This window comes from Microbacterium sp. STRO-2N, assembly GCF_057747775.1.
The window spans coordinates 3685539-3707541 of the sequence record NZ_CM173223.1 but is presented as its reverse complement, the minus strand read 5'-3'; the positions used below and the strand labels follow the sequence as shown (position 1 = coordinate 3707541).

The window sequence follows — 22003 nt, the reverse complement described above, 5'->3', positions numbered from 1 at the left end:
GCGGATCAGATCAGTCGGAGCCTGCGGAAGGCGTTGGCGACGCCGTCGTCCAGAACGTTCGTCGTGACGAAGTCGGCGAGCTCCTTGAGTTCGTCGTGGGCGTTGCCCATCGCGACCGACACGCCGCACACCTCGAACATCTCGACGTCGTTCCAGCTGTCGCCGATCGCGACGGCGTCTGCGGCGTCGCGGCCGAGGTGCTCGAGCAGCAGCTCGATGGCCGAGCCCTTCGTCGTGTCGCGTTCGCTGATCTCGCCGTTCGAACCGCCGGGCAGCGGGATGCTCCCCGGTACCACGAGGAACTCCTCGCCGAGATCGGCGCGGAGCACCTCGAGCCCGTCGGCGCGGTCGCTCACGAACACGGCCTTGGCGATGCGGGTGAGGTCGGCCTCGTCGGTGCTCGGGAAGTCGCGCCCCGCGAGCCCGGCGATCGAGTCCTCGGGTCGCACTCCGTGTCCGGCGTCGCGGTCGCGCAGGGCCTGCGCGTGCGACGCCATGAGCTCGGCCATGTCGTCGCTGGCGTAGACGCCGTCGTGGGTCTGCAGGAAGAAGCGGATGCCGCGCCCGCGCAGCACCGTCAGCAGACGCTCCGTCTGGGTCGAGGCGAGGGGCCGGTCGATCACGACGGCGTCGCCCGACGTCACCAGGGCGCCGGAATTGGTGATTGCGCCGTCGAACCCGATCTCGGCGACGCTGGGGTGGATGTCGGAGGCCGACCTCCCTGTGCTCAGGTAGACGAGATGCCCGGCAGCGCGCGCCGCGCGGATGGCCGGGCCGGTCGACGGTGCGACGTGCGAACCGTGCTCGAGGATCGTGCCGTCGACGTCGAGGAAGACGATGCGCCGGCGTCCGTTGCCCAGCGAGCCGGTCGGTGAGCCTGTCGAAGCGGTCATCAGTGCTCGTTCCCGGTGAAGAGGAGGATCCCGCCGAGGCCGATCATGAGCCCGCCGCCCGTCGCCGAGAGCGTCGCGATGCGCTTGGGCGAGCGGCCGAACCACGTGCGCGCGGATGCCGCGACCAGCGCCCAGATGCCGTCCGAGATCAGCGCGATCACGAAGAACACCAGGCCGAGCTCGATCATCTGGAGCGGAACCGAGCCGTTCGACAGGTCGACGAACTGGGGCAGGACCGCGACGAAGAACGCGATCGTCTTGGGGTTGGTGATGCCGACGACGAACCCTTCGCCGAGCTGGCGCCAGGCGGAGCGCGGGAGCGCACTGTTCGCCTGCTCCGCGGCGCGGCCGCGGTGGCGGATCGCCTGCACGCCGAGGTACATGAGGTACAGCGCGCCGGCGACCTTGAGGGTCGTGAACAGAACGACCGACTGCGCGACGATGCCGCCGACGCCGAGAGCGACGAGCGCGATCACGGGCAGCAGGCCCAGCGCGTTGCCGAGCACGCTGAGCAGTCCGCCCACGCGGCCGAGCGCGAGGGCGCGCCCGATCGTGAACAGCACGCTCGGGCCCGGTATCACGATCAGCACCAGCGCCGCGAGGGTGAACGCCAGCAGGTTTTCAGGAGGGACCACGAACGCCACCCTAACCGCGTGCCGTGTCGTGGCGGAACGAGGACGTATCGCGAGGCGAGGACCGCCGTGCTCTGTCGATCCTCGCTTCGCGATTTCTCCTCGGCTCAGGACAGCTGCTTGCGGAGGAAGACCTGCTCGATCCCGTCGTCGCCGGGCACGCGCTGCGTCTCGGTGTAGCCCTCGCGCTCGTAGAGACGCAGGTTCGCCTCGCTCAGGGAGCCCGTGAACAGCTCCGCCTCGGTGGCCCCGGCCGCTCGGCCTCGCTCCTCGACGGCGGCGAGCAGCGTCGTGCCGATGCCGCGGCCCTGCTGGTCCGGTGCGATCGCGATGCGTCCGACGAGCAGCAGGTCGCCGTCGCGGCGCGCACGGACCGCACCCACGATGCGCGATCCGGCGAGGGCGACGCAGCCGAGGTTCTCGCGCAGCTCCGCCTCGAGCTCTTCGAGCGACTGGGTCAGCGGCGGCATATCGGGCGTGCCGTAGATGAGGGCCTCCTGCACGAACGCCGCGCGCTGGAGGGTCAGCACCTCGCCGGCGTCCTCGGCTCGGATGGGTCGTACGGTCACCTCGCTCACGTGGGCCACGCTAGCGGCCCCGGCCCATCCGGCCCCGGGGATTGACTCGGCCGGCGGCATCGGCATCCGTCCAGGCGGGTCGCCTACCCTGGATCGCATGACGGAGTCCTCCCCTGCGCCCACGGCCGAGCTCGGCGCGGTGCGAAGCACGAAACCCCGCCAGGTGCGGCCGGCGACCGAGGGGTGGACTCAGAAGAAGGATGCCGAGGGCCGGCCGCTCCTGCAGTTCGCCAGCCCCAAGCGCGGCAAGCCGCCGGTGCACCTCGCCGACCTGACACCCGCCGAGCGCGTCGCGAAGGTCACCGAGCTGGGAATGCCGGGCTTCCGCGCGAAGCAGCTCGAGAAGCACTACTTCCAGCACTGGACGCACGACCCGGCAGACATGACCGACCTCCCGGCAGCCGGTCGCGAGGAGCTCGTGCACGGCATGCTGCCGCCGCTGCTCACCGAGGTGCGCCGCCTCGAGACCGACCGCGGCGACACGATCAAGTTCCTGTGGAAGCTGCACGACGGCGCGCTGGTCGAGTCGGTGCTCATGCGCTACCCCGGCCGCATCACGCTGTGCGTGTCGTCGCAGGCCGGCTGCGGCATGAACTGCCCGTTCTGCGCGACCGGACAGGCCGGTCTCACGCGCAACATGTCGGCGGCCGAGATCGTCGAGCAGATCGTCCGCGCCAACCGCCTCATCGCCGACGGCGGCCTGGGCGGCAAGAAGAAGGACGACCACTCCGCCGACCGCGTCTCGAACATCGTCTTCATGGGCATGGGCGAGCCCCTGGCGAACTACGCGCGCGTCATGCAGGCCGTGCGCGTCATGACCGACAAGCAGCACGGCCTCGGCATGAGCGCCCGCGGCATCACGGTCTCGACCGTCGGTCTCGTGCCCGCCATCACGAAGCTCGCGAACGAAGACATCCCGGTCACGTTCGCGCTGTCGCTGCACGCGCCCGACGACAGGCTGCGGGACGAGCTCATCCCGGTGAACTCCCGCTGGAAGGTCGACGAGGCCCTCGACGCGGCGCGCGCCTACTTCGACAAGACCGGCCGCCGGGTCTCGATCGAGTACGCGCTCATCAAGGACATGAACGACCACGCGTGGCGCGCCGACCTCCTCGCCGAGAAGCTCAACGCGCGCGGCCGCGGCTGGGTGCACGTCAACCCGATCCCGCTGAACCCGACGCCCGGTTCGATCTGGACGGCCTCCGACGTCTCGGTGCAGAACGAGTTCGTGCGCCGCCTCAACGACGCCGGCATCCCGACGACCCTGCGCGACACGCGAGGCAAGGAGATCGACGGCGCATGCGGCCAGCTGGTCGCGACCGAGGAGGACCAGGCGGTCGCCGCCGTCACCCCGCTCGAGGTCTGACGGTTCCGGTCCCCACGCCCCCTCCAGGCGCCGCTGGCGCGTCGCCCGGAGCCTCCGGGCGCGTGGGCCCAGCCGCGGCCGCGGCATCCTTCGGGGTTCACAGCACGCGATATATCGTGTTAGAGTGCTGAGCGGTCGCCGGTTCTGGGTTCGGCGGCCGCCTTTCGCCCTCCGCGAACCGGCCTGATGGATGTCGGCGGTTCGTGGAAAGGTCGTCTCCACAATCCCTCGCGCTTTCGTGCGCTCTCACGCGCCCTGGAGAACTCCGTGCTCGCCAAACTCCTCGTCCGTTACCTCCGGCCATCCGCCTGGCTGCTGCTCGGCGTACTGGTGTTCCAGTTCGCGTCGGCGCTCGCCATGCTCTTCCTGCCGAACCTCAACGCCGACATCATCAACAACGGTCTCGTGCAGGGCGACACCGAGTACATCCTCAACACGGGCCTGCTCATGCTCGCGGTGTCGCTCGGCCAGATCGTGGCGTCGATCATCGCCACCTGGTTCGCCGCCCGCGCTGCGATGCGGGCCGGGCGCGACCTGCGCGACGACATCTTCGAGCGGGTCTCGGGCTTCTCGGAGCGTGAGGTCACCGGGTTCGGGGCCGGATCGCTGATCACCCGCAACACCAACGACGTGCAGCAGGTGCAGATGCTGGCCATGATGTCGGCGACGTTCCTGGTGTCGGCGCCGCTTCTCGCGATCGGCGGCATCATCCTCGCCGTCACGCAGGGGCCGAGCCTCTCGTGGATCATCGCCGTCGCCGTGCCCATCCTCCTCATCGTCGCCGGCCTCATCATCGTTCGCATGGTGCCGCTCTTCCGTGCCCTGCAGGTCAAGCTCGACGCCGTGAACCGCGTGATGCGCGAGCAGCTCACGGGCATCCGCGTCATCCGCGCGTTCGTCCGCGAGCCGATCGAAGAGGAGCGCTTCGACGTCGCGAACACCGACATCATGGTCGTCGGCCGCAAGGTCGGCTCGCTCTTCGTGGTGCTCTTCCCGGCGGTCATGCTGATCCTCAACGTCACCGTGATCGGCGTGATCTGGTTCGGCGGCATCCAGGTCGATGCCGGCGACATCCAGATCGGCACGCTGTTCGCCTTCATGCAGTACGTCATGATCATCCTGTCGGGCGTCATGATGGCGAGCTTCATGACGCTGATGATCCCTCGCGCCGCCGTGTCGGCCGAGCGCATCGGCGAGGTGCTCGACACGCGGTCGACGCTCGATCGGCCGGTCGACGCCCGAGCCGACTTCCCCGAGCCGGGCGCCGTCGAGTTCCGCGACGTGACATTCACCTACCCGGGTGCCGAGCACCCGATCCTGTCGGCGATCAGCTTCCGCGCCGAACCCGGCGAGACGGTGGCCGTGGTCGGATCGACGGGTGCCGGCAAGACGACGCTCATCTCGCTCATTCCGCGGCTGTTCGACGTGACCGACGGCGCGGTCCTCGTCGGAGGCGTCGATGTACGCCAGGCCGACCTCGACGCGCTGTGGCGAACGATCGGCCTCGTGCCGCAGCGTCCTTTCCTCTTCTCCGGCACGATTGCGTCGAACCTGCGGTTCGGTCGCGAGGAGGCGACGGATGCCGAGCTGTGGCACGCCCTCGAGATCGCACAGGCGAGCGACTTCGTGGCGCAGATGGAGGGCGGCCTCGACGCGCGCATCGCCCAGGGCGGCACGAACGTCTCGGGCGGCCAGCGCCAGCGGCTGGCGATCGCACGCGCGATCGTGCACAGCCCTCGCGTCCTCGTGTTCGACGACTCGTTCTCTGCCCTCGACCTCACCACCGACGCGAGGCTCAGGCAGGCGCTGTGGCGCGAGCTGCCGGAGGTGACCAAGATCGTGGTCGCGCAGCGCGTGTCCACCATCACCGACGCCGATCGCATCGTGGTGCTCGACGACGGCGGCATCGTGGGTCTCGGCACCCACGAGCAGCTGCTCGAGACCAGCCAGACCTATCGCGAGATCGTCGAATCCCAGCTCGGAGCGGAGGTCGCACGATGAGCGACGACAACAAGACCACTCGCCGCGCGTCGCGCCGGAAGCGCGGTGCCGGCGCCCAGATGGAAGCGGCCGTCGCGGAGCTCAGCCCCGAGGAGAAGCTCGAGCTCGAACTCGCCGAGCAGGCGCGCCTCGCCGCCGACGACTGGAGCGGTGGTGTGGCCCCCGGAAAGGCCTCGAACTTCGGGACGTCGTTCCGACGACTTCTCGGCATGCTCAAGCCGCACGCGTTCGCCCTCATCTTCGTGACGCTGCTCGGCTCGATCGGCGTCGTGCTCGCCGTGGCCGCGCCCAAGGTGCTCGGTGAGGCGACGAACATCCTGTTCGAAGGCGTCGTCTCGGCGATGGCTCCGGCGGGTGCCACCAAGGAGCAGGTGGTCCAGGGGCTCATCGACACGGGTCAGCAGGATCTCGCGAACATCGTCTCGGCGATGCAGCACTTCGTGCCCGGAGCCGGTGTCGACTTCATGGCGCTCAGCCGGGTCCTTCTCATCGTCCTCGCGCTGTACTTCGCATCGTCGCTGCTGATGTGGATCCAGGGCTACGTGATGAACGTCGTGATGGTCCGCGTGATGTGGCGCATGCGCGAGCAGGTCGAGGCCAAGATCCACCGCCTGCCGCTCAGCTACTTCGACCGAGTCCAGCGGGGCGAGCTCATCTCGCGCGTCACGAACGACATCGACAACATCACGCAGATGATGCAGCAGTCGCTGTCGCAGGCGCTCACGAGCGTGCTCACCGTCGTCGGCGTGCTCATCATGATGCTGTCGATCTCGTGGCAGCTGACGCTCGTGGTGCTGGTGAGCTTCCCGCTGATGGGCGTCCTGTTCGGCGTCATCGGACCCCGCTCGCAGAAGGCCTTCGGCATCCAGTGGCGCAAGGTCGGCCGCCTCAACGCGCGCGTCGAGGAATCGTTCTCGGGTCACGCGCTCGTCAAGGTGTACGGGCGTGAGAAGAGTGCGCGCGAGGCGTTCCGCGTCGAGAACGAGGAGCTCTACCAGGCGTCGTTCAAGGCGCAGTTCCTGTCGAACATCATGCAGCCCGCGATGATGTTCATCGGCAACCTCACGTACGTCGGCATCGCGGTCTTCGGCGCTCTCATGGTCGCCGGCGGCCAGCTGCGCCTCGGCGACGTGCAGGCGTTCATCCAGTACTCGCAGCAGTTCACGCAGCCGCTCGCACAGCTCGGCGGCATGGCTGCGGTCGTGCAGTCGGGCACCGCCTCGGCCGAACGGGTGTTCGAGCTGCTGGATGTGCCGGAGCAGGAGCCCGATGCCGCCGACGCGCCGGCCCCCGTGGACGGCGACGGCACGATCGAGTTCCAGGACGTCGCGTTCTCGTACACGCCCGACCGCCCGCTCATCCACGACCTGTCGTTCCGCGTCGAGCCCGGGCAGACGGTGGCGATCGTCGGGCCGACGGGCGCAGGAAAGACGACGCTGGTGAACCTCATCATGCGGTTCTACGAGCTCGACGGCGGTCGCATCCTCCTCAACGGCCAGAACATCGCCGAGCTCACGCGGCGCGACATCCGGGCCAAGACCGGCATGGTCCTGCAGGACCCGTGGCTGTTCGCCGGCTCGATCCGCGAGAACATCCGGTACGGACGCGCGGACGCGACCGACGACGAGATCCTCGCCGCCGCCCGCGCGACCTACGTCGACCGGTTCGTGCACTCCCTGCCCGACGGGTACGACACGCTCCTCGACGAGGACGCGTCGAACATCTCGGCCGGCGAGAAGCAGCTGATCACGATCGCGCGCGCGTTCGTCGCACAGCCCTCGGTCCTGATCCTCGACGAGGCGACGAGCTCGGTCGACACGCGCACCGAGCTGCTGGTGCAGCATGCGATGGCTGCGCTCCGCAAGGGCCGCACGTCGTTCGTGATCGCCCACCGCCTCTCGACGATCCGCGACGCCGACCTCATCCTCGTGATGGAGAACGGCGGGATCGTGGAGAAGGGCACGCACGACGAGCTCATCGAAGCGCAGGGCGCGTACTTCCGCCTCTACAGCTCGCAGTTCGAGCAGGCCGCGACCGACCTCGACGAGCAGTTCGGCGCCATCGTCGGCGACACGGCCGCGGGCGAGCCGGCCGTCGACGCGAGCGAGGACGAGACCGCGCCCGTCGCCTGACGCCGGTACGCGAAACGCGAGGCCCGGACGGACGTCCGGGCCTCGCCGCCGTCTCACCGCGGTCGCGGCATCCGTCATGCGAACCGAGGTGTCGACGAGGGCGGGTAGCGTTTTCTCATGGTCAACTATCGGTACCTCGGAAACAGCGGTCTCAAGGTCAGCGAGATCACCTACGGCAACTGGGTCACCCACGGCTCGCAGGTCGACGACTCGGCCGCCATCGCGACGGTCCACGCCGCGCTCGACGCGGGCATCTCGACGTTCGACACCGCCGACGTGTACGCCAACACGCTCGCCGAGGAGGTGCTCGGCAAGGCTCTCAGCGGTCAGCGTCGCGAGTCCCTCGAGATCTTCACGAAGGTCTACTTCCCGACAGGACCAAAGGGCCCGAACGACACCGGCCTCAGCCGCAAGCACATCATGGAGTCGATAGGCGCGTCGCTCCGCCGCCTCGGCACCGACTACGTCGACCTCTACCAGGCGCACCGCTTCGACCACGAGACGCCTCTCGAAGAGACCTTCCAGGCGTTCGCCGACGTCGTGCGGCAGGGCAAGGCGCTCTACATCGGCGTCTCGGAGTGGACGGCCGAGCAGCTGCGCGAGGGTCACGCGCTCGCGAAGAGCTACGGCATCCAGCTCATCTCCAACCAGCCGCAGTACTCGGCGCTCTGGCGCGTCATCGAGGGCAAGGTCGTGCCGACCTCGGAGGAGCTCGGGATCTCGCAGATCGTATGGTCGCCGATGGCGCAGGGCGTGCTGAGCGGAAAGTACCTGCCCGGCCAACCCGTGCCGGAGGGGTCCCGCGCGACCGACGAGAAGAGCGGCGCGAACTTCATCCAGCGCTTCCTGCGCGACGACGTGCTGGAGGCGGTCCAGCGGCTGAAGCCCATCGCCGAGCAGGCTGGGCTCACGATGCCGCAGCTCGCGATCGCATGGGTGCTGCAGAACCAGAACGTCGCGTCGGCCCTGGTGGGGGCGTCCCGTCCCGAGCAGCTCGCCGACACGGTCAAGGCCTCGGGTGTCGTGCTCGATGCCGACACGCTCGCCGCGATCGACACCGCGCTCGGCGACACCGTGTACAACGACCCCGAAGACACCTACACGGTGTCGCCGAAGACGCGCCTGGTGTGACGCCTCAACAGGCTCAGCGACCGTCATGGTGACCACCAGCGCCGGCATCCTGCTCTACCGGCTCCAGCCGCAGCCCGAGGTGCTGATCGCCCACATGGGCGGTCCGTACTGGGCGAGCAAGGATGCCGGCGCATGGTCGATCCCCAAGGGCGAGTACGTCGACGGTGAGGAGTCCGCGCTCGATGCGGCTCAGCGCGAGTTCCGCGAGGAGCTGGGCGTCGATGCCCCCGAGGGACCGTTCGCCGAACTCGGCACGTTCCCGTACTCGTCGGGCAAGCGCGTCACGGTGTTCATCGCCGACGGCGCCGGCTTCTCGCTCGACGACCTCGAGTTCGGCGAGTTCGAGCTGGAATGGCCGCCTCGGTCGGGCAGGACCGCGTCGTTCCCCGAGGTCGACCGCGTCGAATGGATGCCTCTCGACGAGGCTCGCGAGAAGCTCGTGAAGGGCCAGCGCCCGGCCATCGACCGGCTCGAAGAGCATCTCTCGCAGGCGGCCGAGGGCTGACGGCGAAGCCCTTGTGACCGACCGGCCCGCGGATCACACTGGACGCGTCGGCTACGCACGAGAGGATCCACGATGGCTCACGGCGACATCACGCACATCGACATCCCGGTCAGCGACTTCGGCCGGGCGAAGCAGTTCTACTCCGGGCTCTTCGGCTGGGAGATCGCAGAGGTGCCCGGGTTCGAGGGCTACCCCATGTGGCAGGCGCCCAACAAGATCTCGGGCGGCGGACTGGCCCCGCGCGACGAGGGGTTCACGCAGCCTCGGTCGTACGTCGAGGTCGACTCGATCGACGAGACGGTCGCGGCGGCGCGGGACGCCGGGGCGACGGTGCTCATGGAGAAGTCCGAGATCTCGCCCACCAGCTGGTGGGCGGTTATCGCCGACCCCGACGGCAACTCGATCGGTCTCTACGAGGGCACGACCGAGGGCTGACCGCGTCGCGGTTCGCGCATCCGGGGCTGACCCGAAAGCGCTGTGCGTGCGACGATGTCGCGCACGCGCAGGTCGCGCAGCGCCGGCTCGGCCTCCAGGCGCGCGGTGAGCGTGCGCACGAGCACGATCGGCGACGCCGGGCGGAGCCCGTCGCTCGGGTCGAGTGCGTCTGTCACGGCGGAGAGCACGGAACGCAGCGATTCGTCGTGGCACCGGGCGTCGTCCGCCGCGATCCATGCCAGGAGTTTGCGAATGGTCCAATCGGTGGAAACTGGACCGAGAGGAGCGGGAAGACTGGTGTGAGTGCGGAACATTGGACCAGAATGCGGTGTGATGACAACTGTCGACAGGGCCAATGAGCGGCTGGTGGACCATCGGATGGCCCTCGGCGGCACGGTGGAGGCATCTCGACTCGCCGCACGACTCGGACGCTGGGCGCACGGCGACGGCACGCTGACCGTTCGGCTGGCGCAGGCCATCGCCGGTCTCGTTCAAGGGGGTGAGCTGCGCCCGGGCGACCGCCTGCCCGCCGAGCGGAGCCTCGCGACGGCGATCTCGGTCTCACGCGGGACCGTCGTCGCCGCCTACGCGCTCCTCGCCGAAGACGACCTCGTCGAACGGCGGCAGGGGAGCGGTACGCGCGTCGCCGGTCATGTCGGCGCTGCGCTGCCGGCGCGCGAGCGCACCGCGCGCGGCGAGGGACTGTTCTCGGCCCTGCCGTCGGGCATCGACCTGCTGCGGGCGGTGCCGGCGATGCCGCAGCTCGCCCTCGACATCGTGGCCGCCCATTCGCCCACGCTCGATCCCATCACGCTCGCCGAGACCGATCCAGCCGGGCTGCCGATGCTCCGCGCCCGCATCGCGACCCTGCTCGAAGAAGAGGGCACGCCCGCCACGGCCGCCCAGATCCTCGTCACGCACGGTGCGCAGCAGGCGATCAGCCTCGTCGTCGACGAAATGGTGTCGCCGGGGGACGTCGTGCTCACCGAGTCGGTCACGTGGCCCGGGCTGGCCGACTCGGTGCGTCGCCGCGGAGGCCGCGTGCACGGGATCACGATCGGTCCCGACGGCGTCGACGTCGACGAGCTCGAGGCCGCGATCGTGGCCCTGCGGCCCGTGCTCATCGCCGTCAACCCGCACCATCACAACCCGACCGGCACGCGACTGCCCGCGCCGGCGCGGCAGCGGCTCGCCGACCTCTCGGCCGAGTACGGCGTGCCGGTGCTCGAAGACCGCGTGCTCGCACATATCTCGTTCGACGGCGTCGTGCCGCCGACGCTCGCCGCCCTCCGTCGCGACGCCCCCGTCATCGTGGTCGACTCGCTGTCGAAGTGGTGCTGGTCGGGCCTGCGGGTCGGCTGGTTGCGGGCCGATCCCGTGCTGGTGCGGCGTCTTCGCGGTGTGCGGCAGCTCGTCGACCAGTCCACGAGCGTGCCGGCCCAGCTGCTCGCGCTCGATCTCGTGGACCAGGCACACGCGCTGCGCCTCGCGGTGAGCGAGACGCACGCGATCGCCGCCGCGCAGGTCGCGGCGGCGATCGACGAGCATCTGCCGGGGTGGCAGGCGACCCCGCCCCGTGGCGGCCTCGCGATGTGGGCCCGGCTGCCGGTCGGCTCGGCGACCGCGTTCGCACGTGTCGCCGCCATGCACGGCGTCTCGGTCGCCGGTGGCACCGAGTTCACGGCATCCATCACCTACGACGACCACATCCGGCTGCCGTACACCGCGCCCGAGGCCATGCTGCACGAGGGCATGCGACGCCTCGGCGAGGCCTGGCGCGAGTACCGCTCGCAGCTCTGACGAGGAGCCCGACGCGCGGCCATCCGGTGGGTCGAGGCCGGGGTCAGCGGCCGTTCTTCGGGCGCTCCGCCACGTCGATCCGGTCCTGCGCGCCGAGTGACGACCACGCGCTCGCGACGCCCTTCGCCGCATGCTCCGAGGCGCGGACGGCGCGCTCGTCGGCCCAGGCGTTGAGCACATGCCCGGAGTGTCCGCGCACGTGTTCCAGCACGACGTCGGGAAGGCCCGCCGCGCGACGGGCGTCGCGGGCGGCGATGAGCTGTTCGAGCAGGTCGATGTTCTTCGCGGGAGCGCCGGTCGAAGTCTTCCAGCCGCGACGGCGGTGGCCGTCCATCCACTTCTCGTAAGTGTCGATCGCGTACCGCGAATCGGCCTGAACGACGAGGTGCGCGACGTCGGCGTGATCCTCGATCGCCTTCAGCAGCCCGGTGAGCTCGCCGATGTTGTTGGTCCCGACCGGGATGGAGCCCGCCGCCCAGTGCCCGTCCTCGCCGACCCACGCCCACCCGGTCGGGCCGGGATTCCCCTTGCAGGCCCCATCGGTGGCCACGATGTAGGGGGCCTCTGAGGAGCGGGGTGCGTCGGTCACTCGGGCAAGGCTACCGTGCTCCCGACGCCCGCTCGGCGCGCCACTCGTCGACGAGCTGCGGCATCCGTCCGGTGAGGTACCGCAGGAAGTCGGCGATCTCGCGCGCGCGTGCGACCGAGATCGGGGCGTCGGTGTTCTCGTCCGCGATGCGGTCCATGTGCGCAGCGAGCGCGGCGTACAGCGGAGCGTTCGACGTGATCATGCCCGACCACGCATCGTCGGTGAGGTCGTACCGGTCGCGGCGGTCGCCCGGCCGCGAGAGGCGCTGGATGAGGCGCATCGACACGAGATAGCGCACCGCCCCCGACACCGCGGCCGCCGAGACGCCCAGGCGATCGGCGAGCTCGGCGGCGGTGTACCCCTCGTCGGGCGAGCCGACGAGGGCCATCATGACGCGTGCGGGCATGCGCGCCATTCCGGCCGCCGCGAGCATCGCCGCAGCCTGCTCGGCCGGCTCGATCCCCGGGTGCGTGCGCGTCATCCTGCCTCCCCCCTCGAATCTATCGGCCGTGCGCCGGCTAGCCGCCCGGCGCGAGCTCGCGGCGGCGCATGAGCGCGAGGGACGCCGCGGCCCCGACGCCGCTCGCCAGCACGAGCCACCCCAGCCCGCGCAGGTCGACGTCATCGCCGTCGACGAGCGGCGTGGCGGCGATCGGCGACAGGTGCACCAGCCAGTCGGGGAACTGGAAGAGCGGGCCGAAGAGCCCGAGCGTCATGCCGAGCAGCACGAGCGACCAGCCGAGCACGATGGTCAGGCGCGGCGCGAGCACGAAGGCGAGAGCCGTCACGACGAGGAAGACGGATGCCGCGGCCACCTGGCCCGCGCCCGTCACGGCGACGGTGCGCATGAGGTCCCAGTCGCCGTCCTGGCCGGCGATGCCGATCGCGGCGCCGCCGACCGCGGCGGCGACCACCAGCACGATGCCGGCGAGCGCGACGACGAGATAGCCCGACAGCCAGCGGACCCGTCCGATCGGCGCGGCGAGCACGGGTTCGGCGGTGTCGTGCACCTCCTCCTGTCGCGCTCGGCACACCACCTGCACCGCACAGCAGGCGGCGAGCACGCCGAGCATGGTGAAGAACGTGGTGACGGTGCCCTGCTCGACACTCCCCTCACCCGAGATCTGCTGCAGGACCTGCTCGACGGCCGGGTTGGACGCGCCGATCTCCGCCACGATCGATGCGAGCGAGGTCGACAGCACCCCGACGAGGAGCCCGCCGACCGTCCAGCCGATCACGGCGCCGCGGGTGAGCCGCCACACGAGCCCGAAAGGGGTCGACAGCGCGGCCGTGGCGTTCAACCGGCCGGCGCGCTCCGCGATGAAGCTGCCGCCCAGGTCCCGCGCCGACACGAGCGCCGTGGAGGCTGCCGCGAGGAGAACGCCCACGCCCGTGCACAGCATCACCGGCCACCACAGGTTCTCGTCGAACGCTCGCGTGTTCTCACCCCAGCCGAACGGGGAGAGCCAGGTCAGCCATGAACTCTCCATGCGGGTGAGATCGTCGCTGGGCGTGCCGATGGCGTTGCCCAGGCCCGCGATCACGAACGTGCCGACGAGCACCCACACCGCGACGGAGTTCGCCCCGCGAGACGTGCGCATCAGCTGAGCCGCGAAGAGACCGACGCCCAGGAACGTCACGCCGACCGCGCCGACGGCCGCGCCGGCGAGGAGGGCGCCCTCGGCGTCGAGCCCCACCGCCAGGAATGCGGCGGCGGTGAGCACCCCGAGGAGCAGGTTCGCCAGCAGACCGTGGGTCGCAGTGGCGAGGAAGGGGAGCGTGCGCGCCGCCGGCGTCGAGGCGACGAGCTCTGCTCGGCCGGCCTCCTCGTCGCCTCGGGTGTGGCGGACGGCGAGGAACGTGCTCATGAACGCGGCGAGCATCGCGAGCCACGGGAAGATGAGGAAGACCATGAACGCACCCTCGGCGGTGCCCGATGGCAGGCCGCGGAACAGCAGGATCACGGGGTTCGCGAGGGCCGCGGCCAACAGCGACGTGCGATCCTGCTCCGTGCCGTACGCGTCGCTCACACCCACGAACGAGGCGTACGCGAGCAGCGCGGTGCCGGCCGCCCACAGCACGATCTGCAGCCAGTCGCGCCGCGCGCGCTGACCGAGGAGCGCCAGGAACCTCATCGGGTCGCCTCGGACGCCTCGAGAGAGCTCTGCTCGCCGACCGCCGTCCTATCGATCCTGAGCTCGTCGCCGTAGTGGCGCAGGAACAGCTCCTCGAGCGAGGGCGGGGCGATGCGCAGGCCCGCGACGTTCCGCCGGCCGAGCTCGGGAAGGGTGGATGCCACGACGTCGCTGTCGACGGTGAACCGCACCCGCCCGTCCTCGGCCACCGGATCGTGTGCGCCCGCGATGCCCGCGGCGCCCGCGGCATCCGTCCCCTCGAACGAGATCTCGGTCCGCGTGAGATGACGCAGCTCGGACAGCGTTCCGGACTCGACGATCCTCCCGGCCCGGATGATCGAGACGCGGTCGCACAGCTGCTCGACCTCCGAGAGGATGTGGCTCGACAGCAGCACGGTGGCCCCCGCGGCGCGCGCGCGGGCGACCTCGCGGCGGAACATGACGTCCATGAGCGGGTCGAGGCCGCTCGTCGGCTCGTCGAGGATGTACAGGTCGGCGGGCACCGCGAACGCGGCGATGAGCGCGACCTTCTGGCGGTTGCCCTTCGAGTACGCGCGACCCTTCTTGCGGGGGTCGAACTGGAACGCGTCGATGAGGCGCTCCTTCTCGGCGCGGTAGGCGGCGTCTCGCCGGGGCGCACCCCGCAGCCGGGCCATGAGGTCGATCGCCTCGCCGCCCGACAGGTTCGGCCACACGCTGACGTCGCCGGGGACGTACGCGATGCGGCGGTGGAGGGCCACGGCGTCGCGCCACGGGTCGCCGCCGAAGACGGATACCTCGCCGCCGGTCTTGCGCGCGAGCCCCAGCAGCACGCGGATCGTGGTCGACTTCCCCGCGCCGTTGGGGCCGAGGAAACCGTGGACCTGCCCTTCGTCGACGGAGAGGTCGAGCCCATCGAGGGCGTGGACGCGGCCATAGTGCTTCGTGAGGCCGCTCGTGCGGATGACGGTGGTCATGGCGGCGAGCGTACACTGAATTCACAAATCCGTGAAGATGACATCTGGTTCCTTTGTGCCGTCGGCATGGAAAACGCTTGTCCGATGAGACGCCCGCGAGTATGGTGGCTCGGCAGACGGGAAAGGGAGTGTGCTCCTTATGAACCGGATGCTGGCGGCGTTGGCGCCGATTGTGGCCTCGATCAGCTTCTTTGCGCCTCCCGGCAGTCCGCCGGAAGTCGTCGACACCTTGAGTGATCCCATCCAAGTTGGAGCGGGAGCGGGATGGGGACGCCATCCTGACACGAGCAGCGCGTCCGTCATCGGACTTGTCGAGGGCCCCCTGACGCCGCCCCTGGGCCGCGGCAGCTTGTCGATCTCCGCTCCGACACCGAGCGACATCGCCCTCGCCTTCGCCGTTCCGACCGGCGCGCCGGGCCAGGACCTGCCCACGCCCGTGCCGTGGTCGGGACTCAGTGCGTCGTACGCGACCTACACGGCCGACGGGGCGGACGTGGCATCCCGTGTCCCGACGCTGCGGCTCGTCGGCTATCAGTCGTTGACTCCGACACCCACCGGCTTCACGACGCTGTCCTTCGAACCGAGTCGCAACGGCACCGTTGAGGGCGGCGTCTGGCAGACGTGGGAACTCGGCCCGGACTCGATCGTGATTCAGTCCAACGCCTCCGACGGCTTCTGCACGATCGCGGCCAGTTGTACGCTGAGCGAGTTCGCAGCCCAGTACCCAGGCGGCGGCTGGGGCATGATTCAGGTCGGCATCGGCTCGGGCGCGCCGGCGGGCGCGGTCGGGTTCGCCGACGCAGTGCTCGTGCGCGACGGCACGACGGCGGAGTACTTCTATGACTTCGAGGTGCCGGCATCCGCCGCCTCTACGGCATCCATCGCTCCCGGCGCCGCGACCGCCACTGGCGGCGCGGCGGCCGTCACGCTCGTCGCGTCCGCAGTCTCGGCGACGCCCACCGTGTCGTTCACGATTGCCACGACACTTCCGGACGGCACAATGCAGACGCAGGTGGTCGAGGTGGATGCCGGCACGACCAGCGAGGTTTCCCTGCCGGTGCCGTTCGGTGTCACCCGCATCGTCGTCACCGCGCAGGACGCTGTGCTCAGCGAAGGCGACGTGACATTCACTGCGCCCCCGCCGCCGACGCCCCCGCCGCCGACGCCACCGGTTCCCGAGGCCGAGCTGCCTCCGACCGGCGCGAACCCTGCAGCCGTCATGTGGGGTGCTGGACTGCTCGCGGCGGGGTTGAGCGTGCTGGCCGCGGCACGCGTACGCGCCGCTCGGGCTCGAGTGCACCGAACGGATCGCGTCGGCTGATCCTCCCGCGCCGAGGGGCGCTGCCCGCGCAGGCCGTGTGCGCCGCTCGGGCGCGCCGAATTCGACAACTTCGACGCGCGCGCCGCGGGCCAGACCCGGTGCCAAGCTCGGGAACGTGCGCCCGGGCTTTCTCGACGATGTCGCGCGACCGGCGCTGCGGGACGTGCTGAGCGGGCGATCCGACATCGGGTCCGCCTCTCCCCCGAGATTGCGGCGACGTACCACCCGCAAAATGTATACCTAAACCCTGGCAACCCAGGGGCAGGTCGCAGAATAGACGATCAATGTATACACTGGCCGAGTCTCGTGACGAGGAGGTGATGTGGGATGCGAGCGAGCGACCGCGCGTACGCGACCCTCCTGGACGAGATCCAGTCCGGCGTCCTGCGGCCCGGCGCGGTGCTCGGCGAGGTCGAGCAGGCCGCGCGCCTCGGTGTCAGCCGCACTCCGCTGCGCGAAGCCCTCGGCCGCCTCGCCGCCGACGGGCTCGTGGCTCAGCAGTCGCCGCGCGTCACGGTGGTGACCGCCATCGACGCCGACGACATCCGCGAGATCTTCGAGGTGCGCCGAGCCCTCGAGGAGTCCGCTGCACGCCTGGCCGCCGAGCGGGGAGACGCAGCGGCGTTCGAGGGGCTCGCGCGCGCCTTCGCCGAGGTCGACCTCGGCGGCGGGAGCGACGGCGACGGGCGTGACGACTACTACGGCCTCATCGCGCGGTTCGACGAGACGCTCGACGCGGCCGTCGAGAACGACTACCTCACCGCGGCGCTGCGCACCGTTCGCACCCACCTCGTGCGCGTGCGGCGCCTCGCGCGCGACAATCCGGACCGGCTCGCGGCATCCGTCGCCGAGCATCGGCTCATCGCATCGGCGATCGCCGCCCGTGACGCCGACCTCGCCGCCCACGCGACGCACGTGCACCTGCACAACGCATTGACCAACATCCTGCAATCCCTGACGTGAGGACGAGCATGACCGTCATCCACCACCTCCGAGTCCACCGCAGCGACGAGAACCTCGCGCGCGAGGGGCAGCTCGCGTGGCATATCGCCGAAGTCGCCGCCGACCCCGTCGCGGTCGAGCCCGACGTCGTCGACATGATCATCAACCGCGTCATCGACAACGCCGCGGTGGCCGCAGCCTCCCTCACCCGCGCACCCGTGAGCGCGGCGCGCCAGCAGGCCCTCGACCACGCCGTGTCGGTCGGCGGGTCGGGCGCCACCGTGTTCGGCTGCGCCCTCGACCGCCGGACGAGCCCCGAGTGGGCGGCATGGGCGAACGGCGTCGCGGTCCGCGAGCTCGACTATCACGACACGTTCCTCGCGGCCGACTACTCGCACCCCGGCGACAACATCCCGCCGATCCTCGCCGTAGCGCAGCACGTGGGGGCCGACGGCGCCGCCCTCGTCCGCGGCATCGCGACGGGGTACGAGATCCAGATCGACCTCGTGCGTGTCATCTGCCTGCACAAGCACAAGATCGACCACGTCGCGCACCTCGGTCCGTCGGCTGCAGCCGGCATCGGCACGCTGCTCGGGCTCGACGTCGAGACGATCTACCAGGCCGTGGGGCAGGCGCTGCACACCACGACCGCCACGCGGCAGTCACGCAAGGGCGAGATCTCGACGTGGAAGGCGCACGCCCCCGCCTTCGCGGGCAAGATGGCGGTCGAGGCCGTCGACCGTGCGATGCGCGGCGAGACGTCGCCGAGCCCGATCTACGAGGGCGAGGACGGCGTGATCGCCTGGATGCTCGACGGCCCGGATGCCTCGTACGACGTGCCGCTGCCGGCTGCGGGCGAGCCAAAGCGCGGCATCCTCGACTCGTACACGAAGGAGCACTCGGCGGAGTACCAGGCGCAGGCCTGGATCGACCTCGCGCGCAAGCTCCACGGCGAGCACCCGGAGCTGACCGACCCGGCGAACGTCGAGTCGATCGTGCTGCACACGTCGCACCACACGCACTACGTCATCGGCTCGGGTGCGAACGACCCGCAGAAGTACGACCCGAAGGCTTCGCGCGAGACGCTCGACCACTCCATCCCGTACATCTTCGCCGTCGCGCTGCAGGACGGCGGATGGCACCACGTCGACTCGTACGCCCCCGCGCGCGCGGGCCGCGCCGACACCGTCGAGCTGTGGCGCAGGATCACCACGGCCGAGGACGCGGAGTGGACGCGCCGCTACCACTCCGACGACCCGAACGAGAAGGCCTTCGGCGGCCGCGTCGAGATCCGACTGACGGACGGGTCCGTCATCGAGGACGAGATCGCCGTCGCCGACGCGCACCCGCTCGGGGCCCGTCCGTTCGCGCGCGAGGACTACGTCCGCAAGTTCCGCACGCTCGCTGAGGGCGTGCTCGCGGCCGACGAGATCGAGCGCTTCCTCGACCTCGCGCAGCGCCTGGCCGAGCTCAGCCCCGAAGAGGTGCAGGAGCTCACGATCGTCGCCGACTTCGGCGTGCTCGCGAGCGCTCCCGCGCCGAAGGGCCTGTTCTGATGGGACCTTCGAAGCGCCCCACTGCGCATAACTCAGGCTATTCGCTGGATACGCGCCGCTGCGGTGCCACATCCGCGGGATTCTGCCTGAGTTGTGCGCACTCGTGGCGAGGAAGGGAGGACTGATGCTGTACTCCACCGTGCCGGTGCACGAGAAGCGCCGCGCGTTCCGGGAACGGCTCGCGAGCGGGGAGCTGCTGAGATTCCCCGGCGCGTTCAATCCGCTCTCCGCCCGGCTCATCGAGCGCAAGGGCTTCGAAGGCGTCTACATCTCGGGCGCCGTGCTGAGCGCCGACCTGGGCCTGCCCGACATCGGGCTGACGACTCTCACCGAGGTGGCCGGTCGCGGCCAGCAGATCGCGCGCATGACCGACCTGCCGGCGATCATCGACGCCGACACCGGGTTCGGTGAGCCGATGAACGTCGCCCGCACCATCCAGACCCTCGAGGACGCCGGGCTCGCCGGCACGCACATCGAGGACCAGATCAACCCCAAGCGCTGCGGACACCTCGACGGCAAGGCCGTCGTCGACGAGGACACCGCGATCAAGCGCATCCGGGCGGCCGTCGATGCGCGTCGCGACCCGGACTTCCTCATCATGGCGCGTACCGACATCCGCGCCGTGGAGGGGATGGATGCCGCGATCGACCGCGCGAAGGCGCTCGTGGACGCCGGCGCCGACGCCATCTTCCCGGAGGCGATGGGGACGCTCGAGGAGTTCGCCGCCATCCGCGCCGCCGTCGATGTGCCGATCCTCGCGAACATGACCGAGTTCGGGAAGTCCGACCTGTTCTCGGTCGACCAGCTCCGCGACGTCGGCGTCAACATCGTGATCTGGCCGGTGTCGCTGCTGCGGATCGCGATGGGCGCGGCATCCCGCGCTCTCGATACGCTCATCGACGAGGGGCACCTCACCTCCCAGCTCGGTGAGATGCAGCACCGCGCCGACCTGTACGACCTGATCGACTACGAGCAGTACAACCACTTCGACACTTCGGTGTTCAACTTCACGATCACGAAGGACTGACATGGACCCCGACATCAAGAAGGGACTGGCCGGCGTCGTCGTCGACTACACCGCGGTCTCGAAGGTCAACCCCGAGACGAACTCGCTGCTGTACCGCGGGTATCCCGTCCAGGAGCTCGCGGCCACGCAGCCGTTCGAAGCGGTCGCGTACCTGCTGTGGAACGGCGAGCTCCCGGACGACGTGCAGCTCGCGCAGCTGCGCGCCACCGAGCGGTCGTACCGGGCGCTGCCCGCCGACGTGCGGGCCGCGATCGACCTCGTGCCGCTCGACGCCCACCCCATGGACGAAGTGCGCACCGCCGTGAGCCTCATCGGGGCGCGCGACCTCGCGGGCACCGGCTCGGTGCTCGACGCGAGCGGGAGCGCGGACGAGAACCTCGCGCGCAGCATCCGTCTGTTCGCGGTCCTCCCCTCGATCGTCGCGTACGGCCAGCGCCGTCGCCGCGGTCAGCAGCCGGTCGCGCCGCGCGACGACCTCGACTACGCGGCGAACCTCCTCTGGATGACCTTCGGCGAGGAGTCCGATGAGGTCGTCGTCGACGCCTTCAACCGCTCGATGATCCTGTACGCCGAGCACTCGTTCAACGCCTCCACGTTCACCGCCCGCGTCATCGCCTCGACCCTGAGCGACCTCTACTCGGCGGTCGTCGGCGCGATCGGCGCGCTCAAGGGACCTCTGCACGGCGGCGCGAACGAGGCGGTGCTGCACATCTTCGACGAGATCGGCTCGGCCGAGAACGTCGGCCCCTGGCTCGACCGGGCGCTCGCCGAGAAGCGCAAGATCATGGGCTTCGGCCACCGCGTGTACAAGCGCGGCGACTCGCGCGTCCCGACGATGAAGGCCGCGCTCGACGAGCTGGTGCTCCACTTCGACCGCCCCGATGTGGCGGCCCTCTACGACGCCCTCGAGTCCGAGTTCGTCTCGCGCAAGGGCATCTACCCGAACCTCGACTACCCGTCGGGTCCGGCGTACAACCTCATCGGCTTCGACACGCTCACCTTCACGCCGTTGTTCGTCGCGGCGCGCGTGACCGGGTGGACCGCGCACATCATGGAGCAGCTCGCCTCGAACGCGCTCATCCGCCCGCTGTCGGAGTACAACGGTCCGGCCGAGCGGCACATCGACGGGTACGTCGCGGACGCCGCGACCCTCGCCGCCGCCGACCGCGCCGAGGAGTCCGCGGGGTGAGCCTCTGGCACGGCGACATCGCCGAGGTCGACATCGCGGCGATGGCCGGCGGCACGCTCATCGAGGCGCTCGGCATCGAGATCGTCGAGATCCGCGACGACGCTCTGGTGGGACGGATGCCGGTGGACCGGCGCACCGTGCAGCCCGCGGGCGTCCTGCACGGCGGGGCGTCCGTCGCGCTGGCCGAGACGCTCGCCTCGTGGGCCGGCTTCCTCGCGATCGACCGCGAGCGGTTCCACGCGGTCGGACAGGAGATCAACGCCAACCACATCCGCCCCGTATCCACGGGCTGGGTGACGGCGACCGCCACGCCCGTGAACATCGGCCGCCGCTCCCACGTGTGGGAGATCCGGATCGTCGACGAGGCGGGCAAGCTCGTGTGCATCTCGCGGTGCACGCTCGCCATCATCGAGCAGCGCAGCACGTACGCCACCCCCGACCAGCGGGGCTGATTCGGGATGCCCCGGCCGCCGCGGAGGCGCCGGGCCGAGGCATCCGGGATCAATGCCGCCCGCGTGTCCGCGGCGACGCCCCCTTCGAGTGGCGCAACACGCGGAGTCGGCGGTGGGATTCCGCGTGTCGTGACCCTTGAACGTTCGGAGGCCGGTCGGCGTGGAGATTCGGGTGGCGCAACACGCGGGGTCGGCGTCGGCATTCCGCGTGTCGTGACCCATGAATGTTCGGGCGCCGGTCGGCGTGGAGATTCGGGTGGCGCAACACGCGGAGTCGGCGGTGGGATCCCGCGTGTCGTGACACTCGAATGGGCCGGGCCTCGGCATCCGTCACCGGCTTAGGCTTACAGACAAGGAGGCTCT

At 70.2% G+C, this 22003-nt stretch carries 21 protein-coding genes; 13 read left to right on the top strand and 8 right to left on the bottom strand.

Annotation, left to right across the window (positions count from 1 at the left end):
• Positions 1-5 precede the first annotated feature (5 nt).
• The 3 genes from AC3ANN_RS17025 to AC3ANN_RS17015 form a co-directional block, all read right to left on the bottom strand.
• Positions 6-893 (bottom strand): HAD family hydrolase, encoded by an 888-nt coding sequence (locus tag AC3ANN_RS17025; protein ID WP_488338565.1) that lies wholly within the window; start codon positions 891-893, stop codon positions 6-8.
• Positions 893-1528 (bottom strand): LysE family translocator, encoded by a 636-nt coding sequence (locus tag AC3ANN_RS17020; protein ID WP_488338564.1) that lies wholly within the window; start codon positions 1526-1528, stop codon positions 893-895. The genes AC3ANN_RS17025 and AC3ANN_RS17020 overlap by 1 nt, the downstream gene beginning before the upstream one ends.
• A gap of 104 nt (positions 1529-1632) precedes the next feature.
• Positions 1633-2103: a GNAT family N-acetyltransferase gene (locus AC3ANN_RS17015; RefSeq protein WP_488338563.1), complete on the bottom strand. Its 471-nt coding sequence runs from the start codon at positions 2101-2103 to the stop codon at positions 1633-1635.
• Between the two features lie 97 nt (positions 2104-2200).
• Here AC3ANN_RS17015 and rlmN point away from each other — a divergent pair, with 97 nt between their 5' ends.
• The 6 genes from rlmN to AC3ANN_RS16985 all read left to right on the top strand — a co-directional run bounded on the left by rlmN (position 2201) and on the right by AC3ANN_RS16985 (position 9673).
• Positions 2201-3469, top strand: a complete 1269-nt coding sequence (gene rlmN / locus AC3ANN_RS17010; RefSeq protein ID WP_488338562.1) for a dual-specificity RNA methyltransferase RlmN — start codon at positions 2201-2203, stop codon at positions 3467-3469.
• Between the two features lie 267 nt (positions 3470-3736).
• On the top strand, positions 3737-5470 hold the full coding sequence (locus AC3ANN_RS17005) for an ABC transporter ATP-binding protein (protein ID WP_488338561.1): 1734 nt from the start codon (positions 3737-3739) through the stop codon (positions 5468-5470).
• A 59-nt stretch (positions 5471-5529) separates the two neighbouring features.
• Positions 5530-7602: an ABC transporter ATP-binding protein gene (locus AC3ANN_RS17000; protein ID WP_488340863.1), complete on the top strand. Its 2073-nt coding sequence runs from the start codon at positions 5530-5532 to the stop codon at positions 7600-7602.
• A gap of 117 nt (positions 7603-7719) precedes the next feature.
• Complete coding sequence (locus AC3ANN_RS16995) at positions 7720-8733, top strand: aldo/keto reductase family protein (RefSeq protein WP_488338560.1); 1014 nt, start codon at positions 7720-7722, stop codon at positions 8731-8733.
• A gap of 25 nt (positions 8734-8758) precedes the next feature.
• A complete protein-coding gene (locus AC3ANN_RS16990) occupies positions 8759-9238 on the top strand; it encodes an NUDIX hydrolase (protein WP_488338559.1) in 480 nt (159 codons plus the stop codon).
• A gap of 72 nt (positions 9239-9310) precedes the next feature.
• Positions 9311-9673, top strand: a complete 363-nt coding sequence (locus AC3ANN_RS16985) for a VOC family protein (protein ID WP_488338558.1) — start codon at positions 9311-9313, stop codon at positions 9671-9673.
• Here the strand turns inward: AC3ANN_RS16985 and AC3ANN_RS16980 are convergent.
• Positions 9649-9849 (bottom strand): hypothetical protein, encoded by a 201-nt coding sequence (locus AC3ANN_RS16980; protein WP_488338557.1) that lies wholly within the window; start codon positions 9847-9849, stop codon positions 9649-9651. The genes AC3ANN_RS16985 and AC3ANN_RS16980 overlap by 25 nt on opposite strands.
• 157 nt (positions 9850-10006) lie before the next feature.
• On the opposite strand from AC3ANN_RS16980, the gene AC3ANN_RS16975 reads away from it, so the two are divergent.
• Positions 10007-11473 carry an aminotransferase-like domain-containing protein gene (locus tag AC3ANN_RS16975; protein WP_488338556.1) on the top strand — a complete coding sequence of 489 codons (1467 nt, stop codon included), beginning with the start codon at positions 10007-10009 and terminating at the stop codon, positions 11471-11473.
• Positions 11474-11516: 43 nt separating this feature from the next.
• Here AC3ANN_RS16975 and AC3ANN_RS16970 read toward each other — a convergent pair whose 3' ends face one another.
• Genes AC3ANN_RS16970 through AC3ANN_RS16955 form a run of 4 tightly spaced genes read right to left on the bottom strand, consistent with a single transcriptional unit; the run spans position 11517 to position 15153 of the window.
• Positions 11517-12062, bottom strand: a complete 546-nt coding sequence (locus AC3ANN_RS16970) for a ribonuclease H family protein (RefSeq protein ID WP_488338555.1) — start codon at positions 12060-12062, stop codon at positions 11517-11519.
• Positions 12063-12072: 10 nt separating this feature from the next.
• Entirely contained in the window at positions 12073-12543 is a 471-nt protein-coding gene (locus AC3ANN_RS16965; RefSeq protein ID WP_488338554.1) for a GbsR/MarR family transcriptional regulator, read from the bottom strand.
• A 37-nt stretch (positions 12544-12580) separates the two neighbouring features.
• Complete coding sequence (locus AC3ANN_RS16960) at positions 12581-14197, bottom strand: ABC transporter permease (RefSeq protein ID WP_488338553.1); 1617 nt, start codon at positions 14195-14197, stop codon at positions 12581-12583.
• Positions 14194-15153, bottom strand: coding sequence for an ABC transporter ATP-binding protein (locus tag AC3ANN_RS16955; protein WP_488338552.1), 960 nt, complete (start codon positions 15151-15153; stop codon positions 14194-14196). Before AC3ANN_RS16955 ends, AC3ANN_RS16960 begins: the two co-directional genes overlap by 4 nt.
• A 349-nt stretch (positions 15154-15502) precedes the next feature.
• On the opposite strand from AC3ANN_RS16955, the gene AC3ANN_RS16950 reads away from it, so the two are divergent.
• The 6 genes from AC3ANN_RS16950 (at position 15503) to AC3ANN_RS16925 (ending at position 21640) form a co-directional block, all read left to right on the top strand.
• Positions 15503-16474 carry a hypothetical protein gene (locus tag AC3ANN_RS16950; RefSeq protein ID WP_488338551.1) on the top strand — a complete coding sequence of 324 codons (972 nt, stop codon included), beginning with the start codon at positions 15503-15505 and terminating at the stop codon, positions 16472-16474.
• A gap of 327 nt (positions 16475-16801) precedes the next feature.
• Positions 16802-17437 (top strand): GntR family transcriptional regulator, encoded by a 636-nt coding sequence (locus tag AC3ANN_RS16945; protein WP_488338550.1) that lies wholly within the window; start codon positions 16802-16804, stop codon positions 17435-17437.
• 8 nt (positions 17438-17445) lie between these two features.
• Positions 17446-18972, top strand: a complete 1527-nt coding sequence (locus AC3ANN_RS16940; RefSeq protein ID WP_488338549.1) for an MmgE/PrpD family protein — start codon at positions 17446-17448, stop codon at positions 18970-18972.
• 124 nt (positions 18973-19096) lie between these two features.
• Positions 19097-19999: a methylisocitrate lyase gene (prpB, locus tag AC3ANN_RS16935; protein ID WP_488338548.1), complete on the top strand. Its 903-nt coding sequence runs from the start codon at positions 19097-19099 to the stop codon at positions 19997-19999.
• Position 20000: 1 nt separating this feature from the next.
• Positions 20001-21188: a bifunctional 2-methylcitrate synthase/citrate synthase gene (locus tag AC3ANN_RS16930; protein WP_488338547.1), complete on the top strand. Its 1188-nt coding sequence runs from the start codon at positions 20001-20003 to the stop codon at positions 21186-21188.
• On the top strand, positions 21185-21640 hold the full coding sequence (locus AC3ANN_RS16925; RefSeq protein WP_488338546.1) for a hotdog fold thioesterase: 456 nt from the start codon (positions 21185-21187) through the stop codon (positions 21638-21640). Before AC3ANN_RS16930 ends, AC3ANN_RS16925 begins: the two co-directional genes overlap by 4 nt.
• The last annotated feature ends 363 nt before the right edge of the window (positions 21641-22003 follow it).

Bases quoted from the DNA above. Each gene is read 5' to 3' on its own strand.
- AC3ANN_RS17025 (WP_488338565.1), bottom strand. From the start codon at position 893: ATGACCGCTTCGACAGGCTCACCGACCGGCTCGCTGGGCAACGGACGC.
- rlmN (WP_488338562.1), top strand. From the start codon at position 2,201: ATGACGGAGTCCTCCCCTGCGCCCACGGCCGAGCTCGGCGCGGTGCGA.
- AC3ANN_RS17000 (WP_488340863.1), top strand. From the start codon at position 5,530: ATGGAAGCGGCCGTCGCGGAGCTCAGCCCCGAGGAGAAGCTCGAGCTC.
- AC3ANN_RS16995 (WP_488338560.1), top strand. From the start codon at position 7,720: ATGGTCAACTATCGGTACCTCGGAAACAGCGGTCTCAAGGTCAGCGAG.
- AC3ANN_RS16990 (WP_488338559.1), top strand. From the start codon at position 8,759: ATGGTGACCACCAGCGCCGGCATCCTGCTCTACCGGCTCCAGCCGCAG.
- AC3ANN_RS16985 (WP_488338558.1), top strand. From the start codon at position 9,311: ATGGCTCACGGCGACATCACGCACATCGACATCCCGGTCAGCGACTTC.
- AC3ANN_RS16975 (WP_488338556.1), top strand. From the start codon at position 10,007: ATGACAACTGTCGACAGGGCCAATGAGCGGCTGGTGGACCATCGGATG.
- AC3ANN_RS16965 (WP_488338554.1), bottom strand. From the start codon at position 12,543: ATGACGCGCACGCACCCGGGGATCGAGCCGGCCGAGCAGGCTGCGGCG.
- AC3ANN_RS16960 (WP_488338553.1), bottom strand. From the start codon at position 14,197: ATGAGGTTCCTGGCGCTCCTCGGTCAGCGCGCGCGGCGCGACTGGCTG.
- AC3ANN_RS16955 (WP_488338552.1), bottom strand. From the start codon at position 15,153: ATGACCACCGTCATCCGCACGAGCGGCCTCACGAAGCACTATGGCCGC.
- AC3ANN_RS16945 (WP_488338550.1), top strand. From the start codon at position 16,802: ATGCGAGCGAGCGACCGCGCGTACGCGACCCTCCTGGACGAGATCCAG.
- AC3ANN_RS16940 (WP_488338549.1), top strand. From the start codon at position 17,446: ATGACCGTCATCCACCACCTCCGAGTCCACCGCAGCGACGAGAACCTC.
- prpB (WP_488338548.1), top strand. From the start codon at position 19,097: ATGCTGTACTCCACCGTGCCGGTGCACGAGAAGCGCCGCGCGTTCCGG.
- AC3ANN_RS16930 (WP_488338547.1), top strand. From the start codon at position 20,001: ATGGACCCCGACATCAAGAAGGGACTGGCCGGCGTCGTCGTCGACTAC.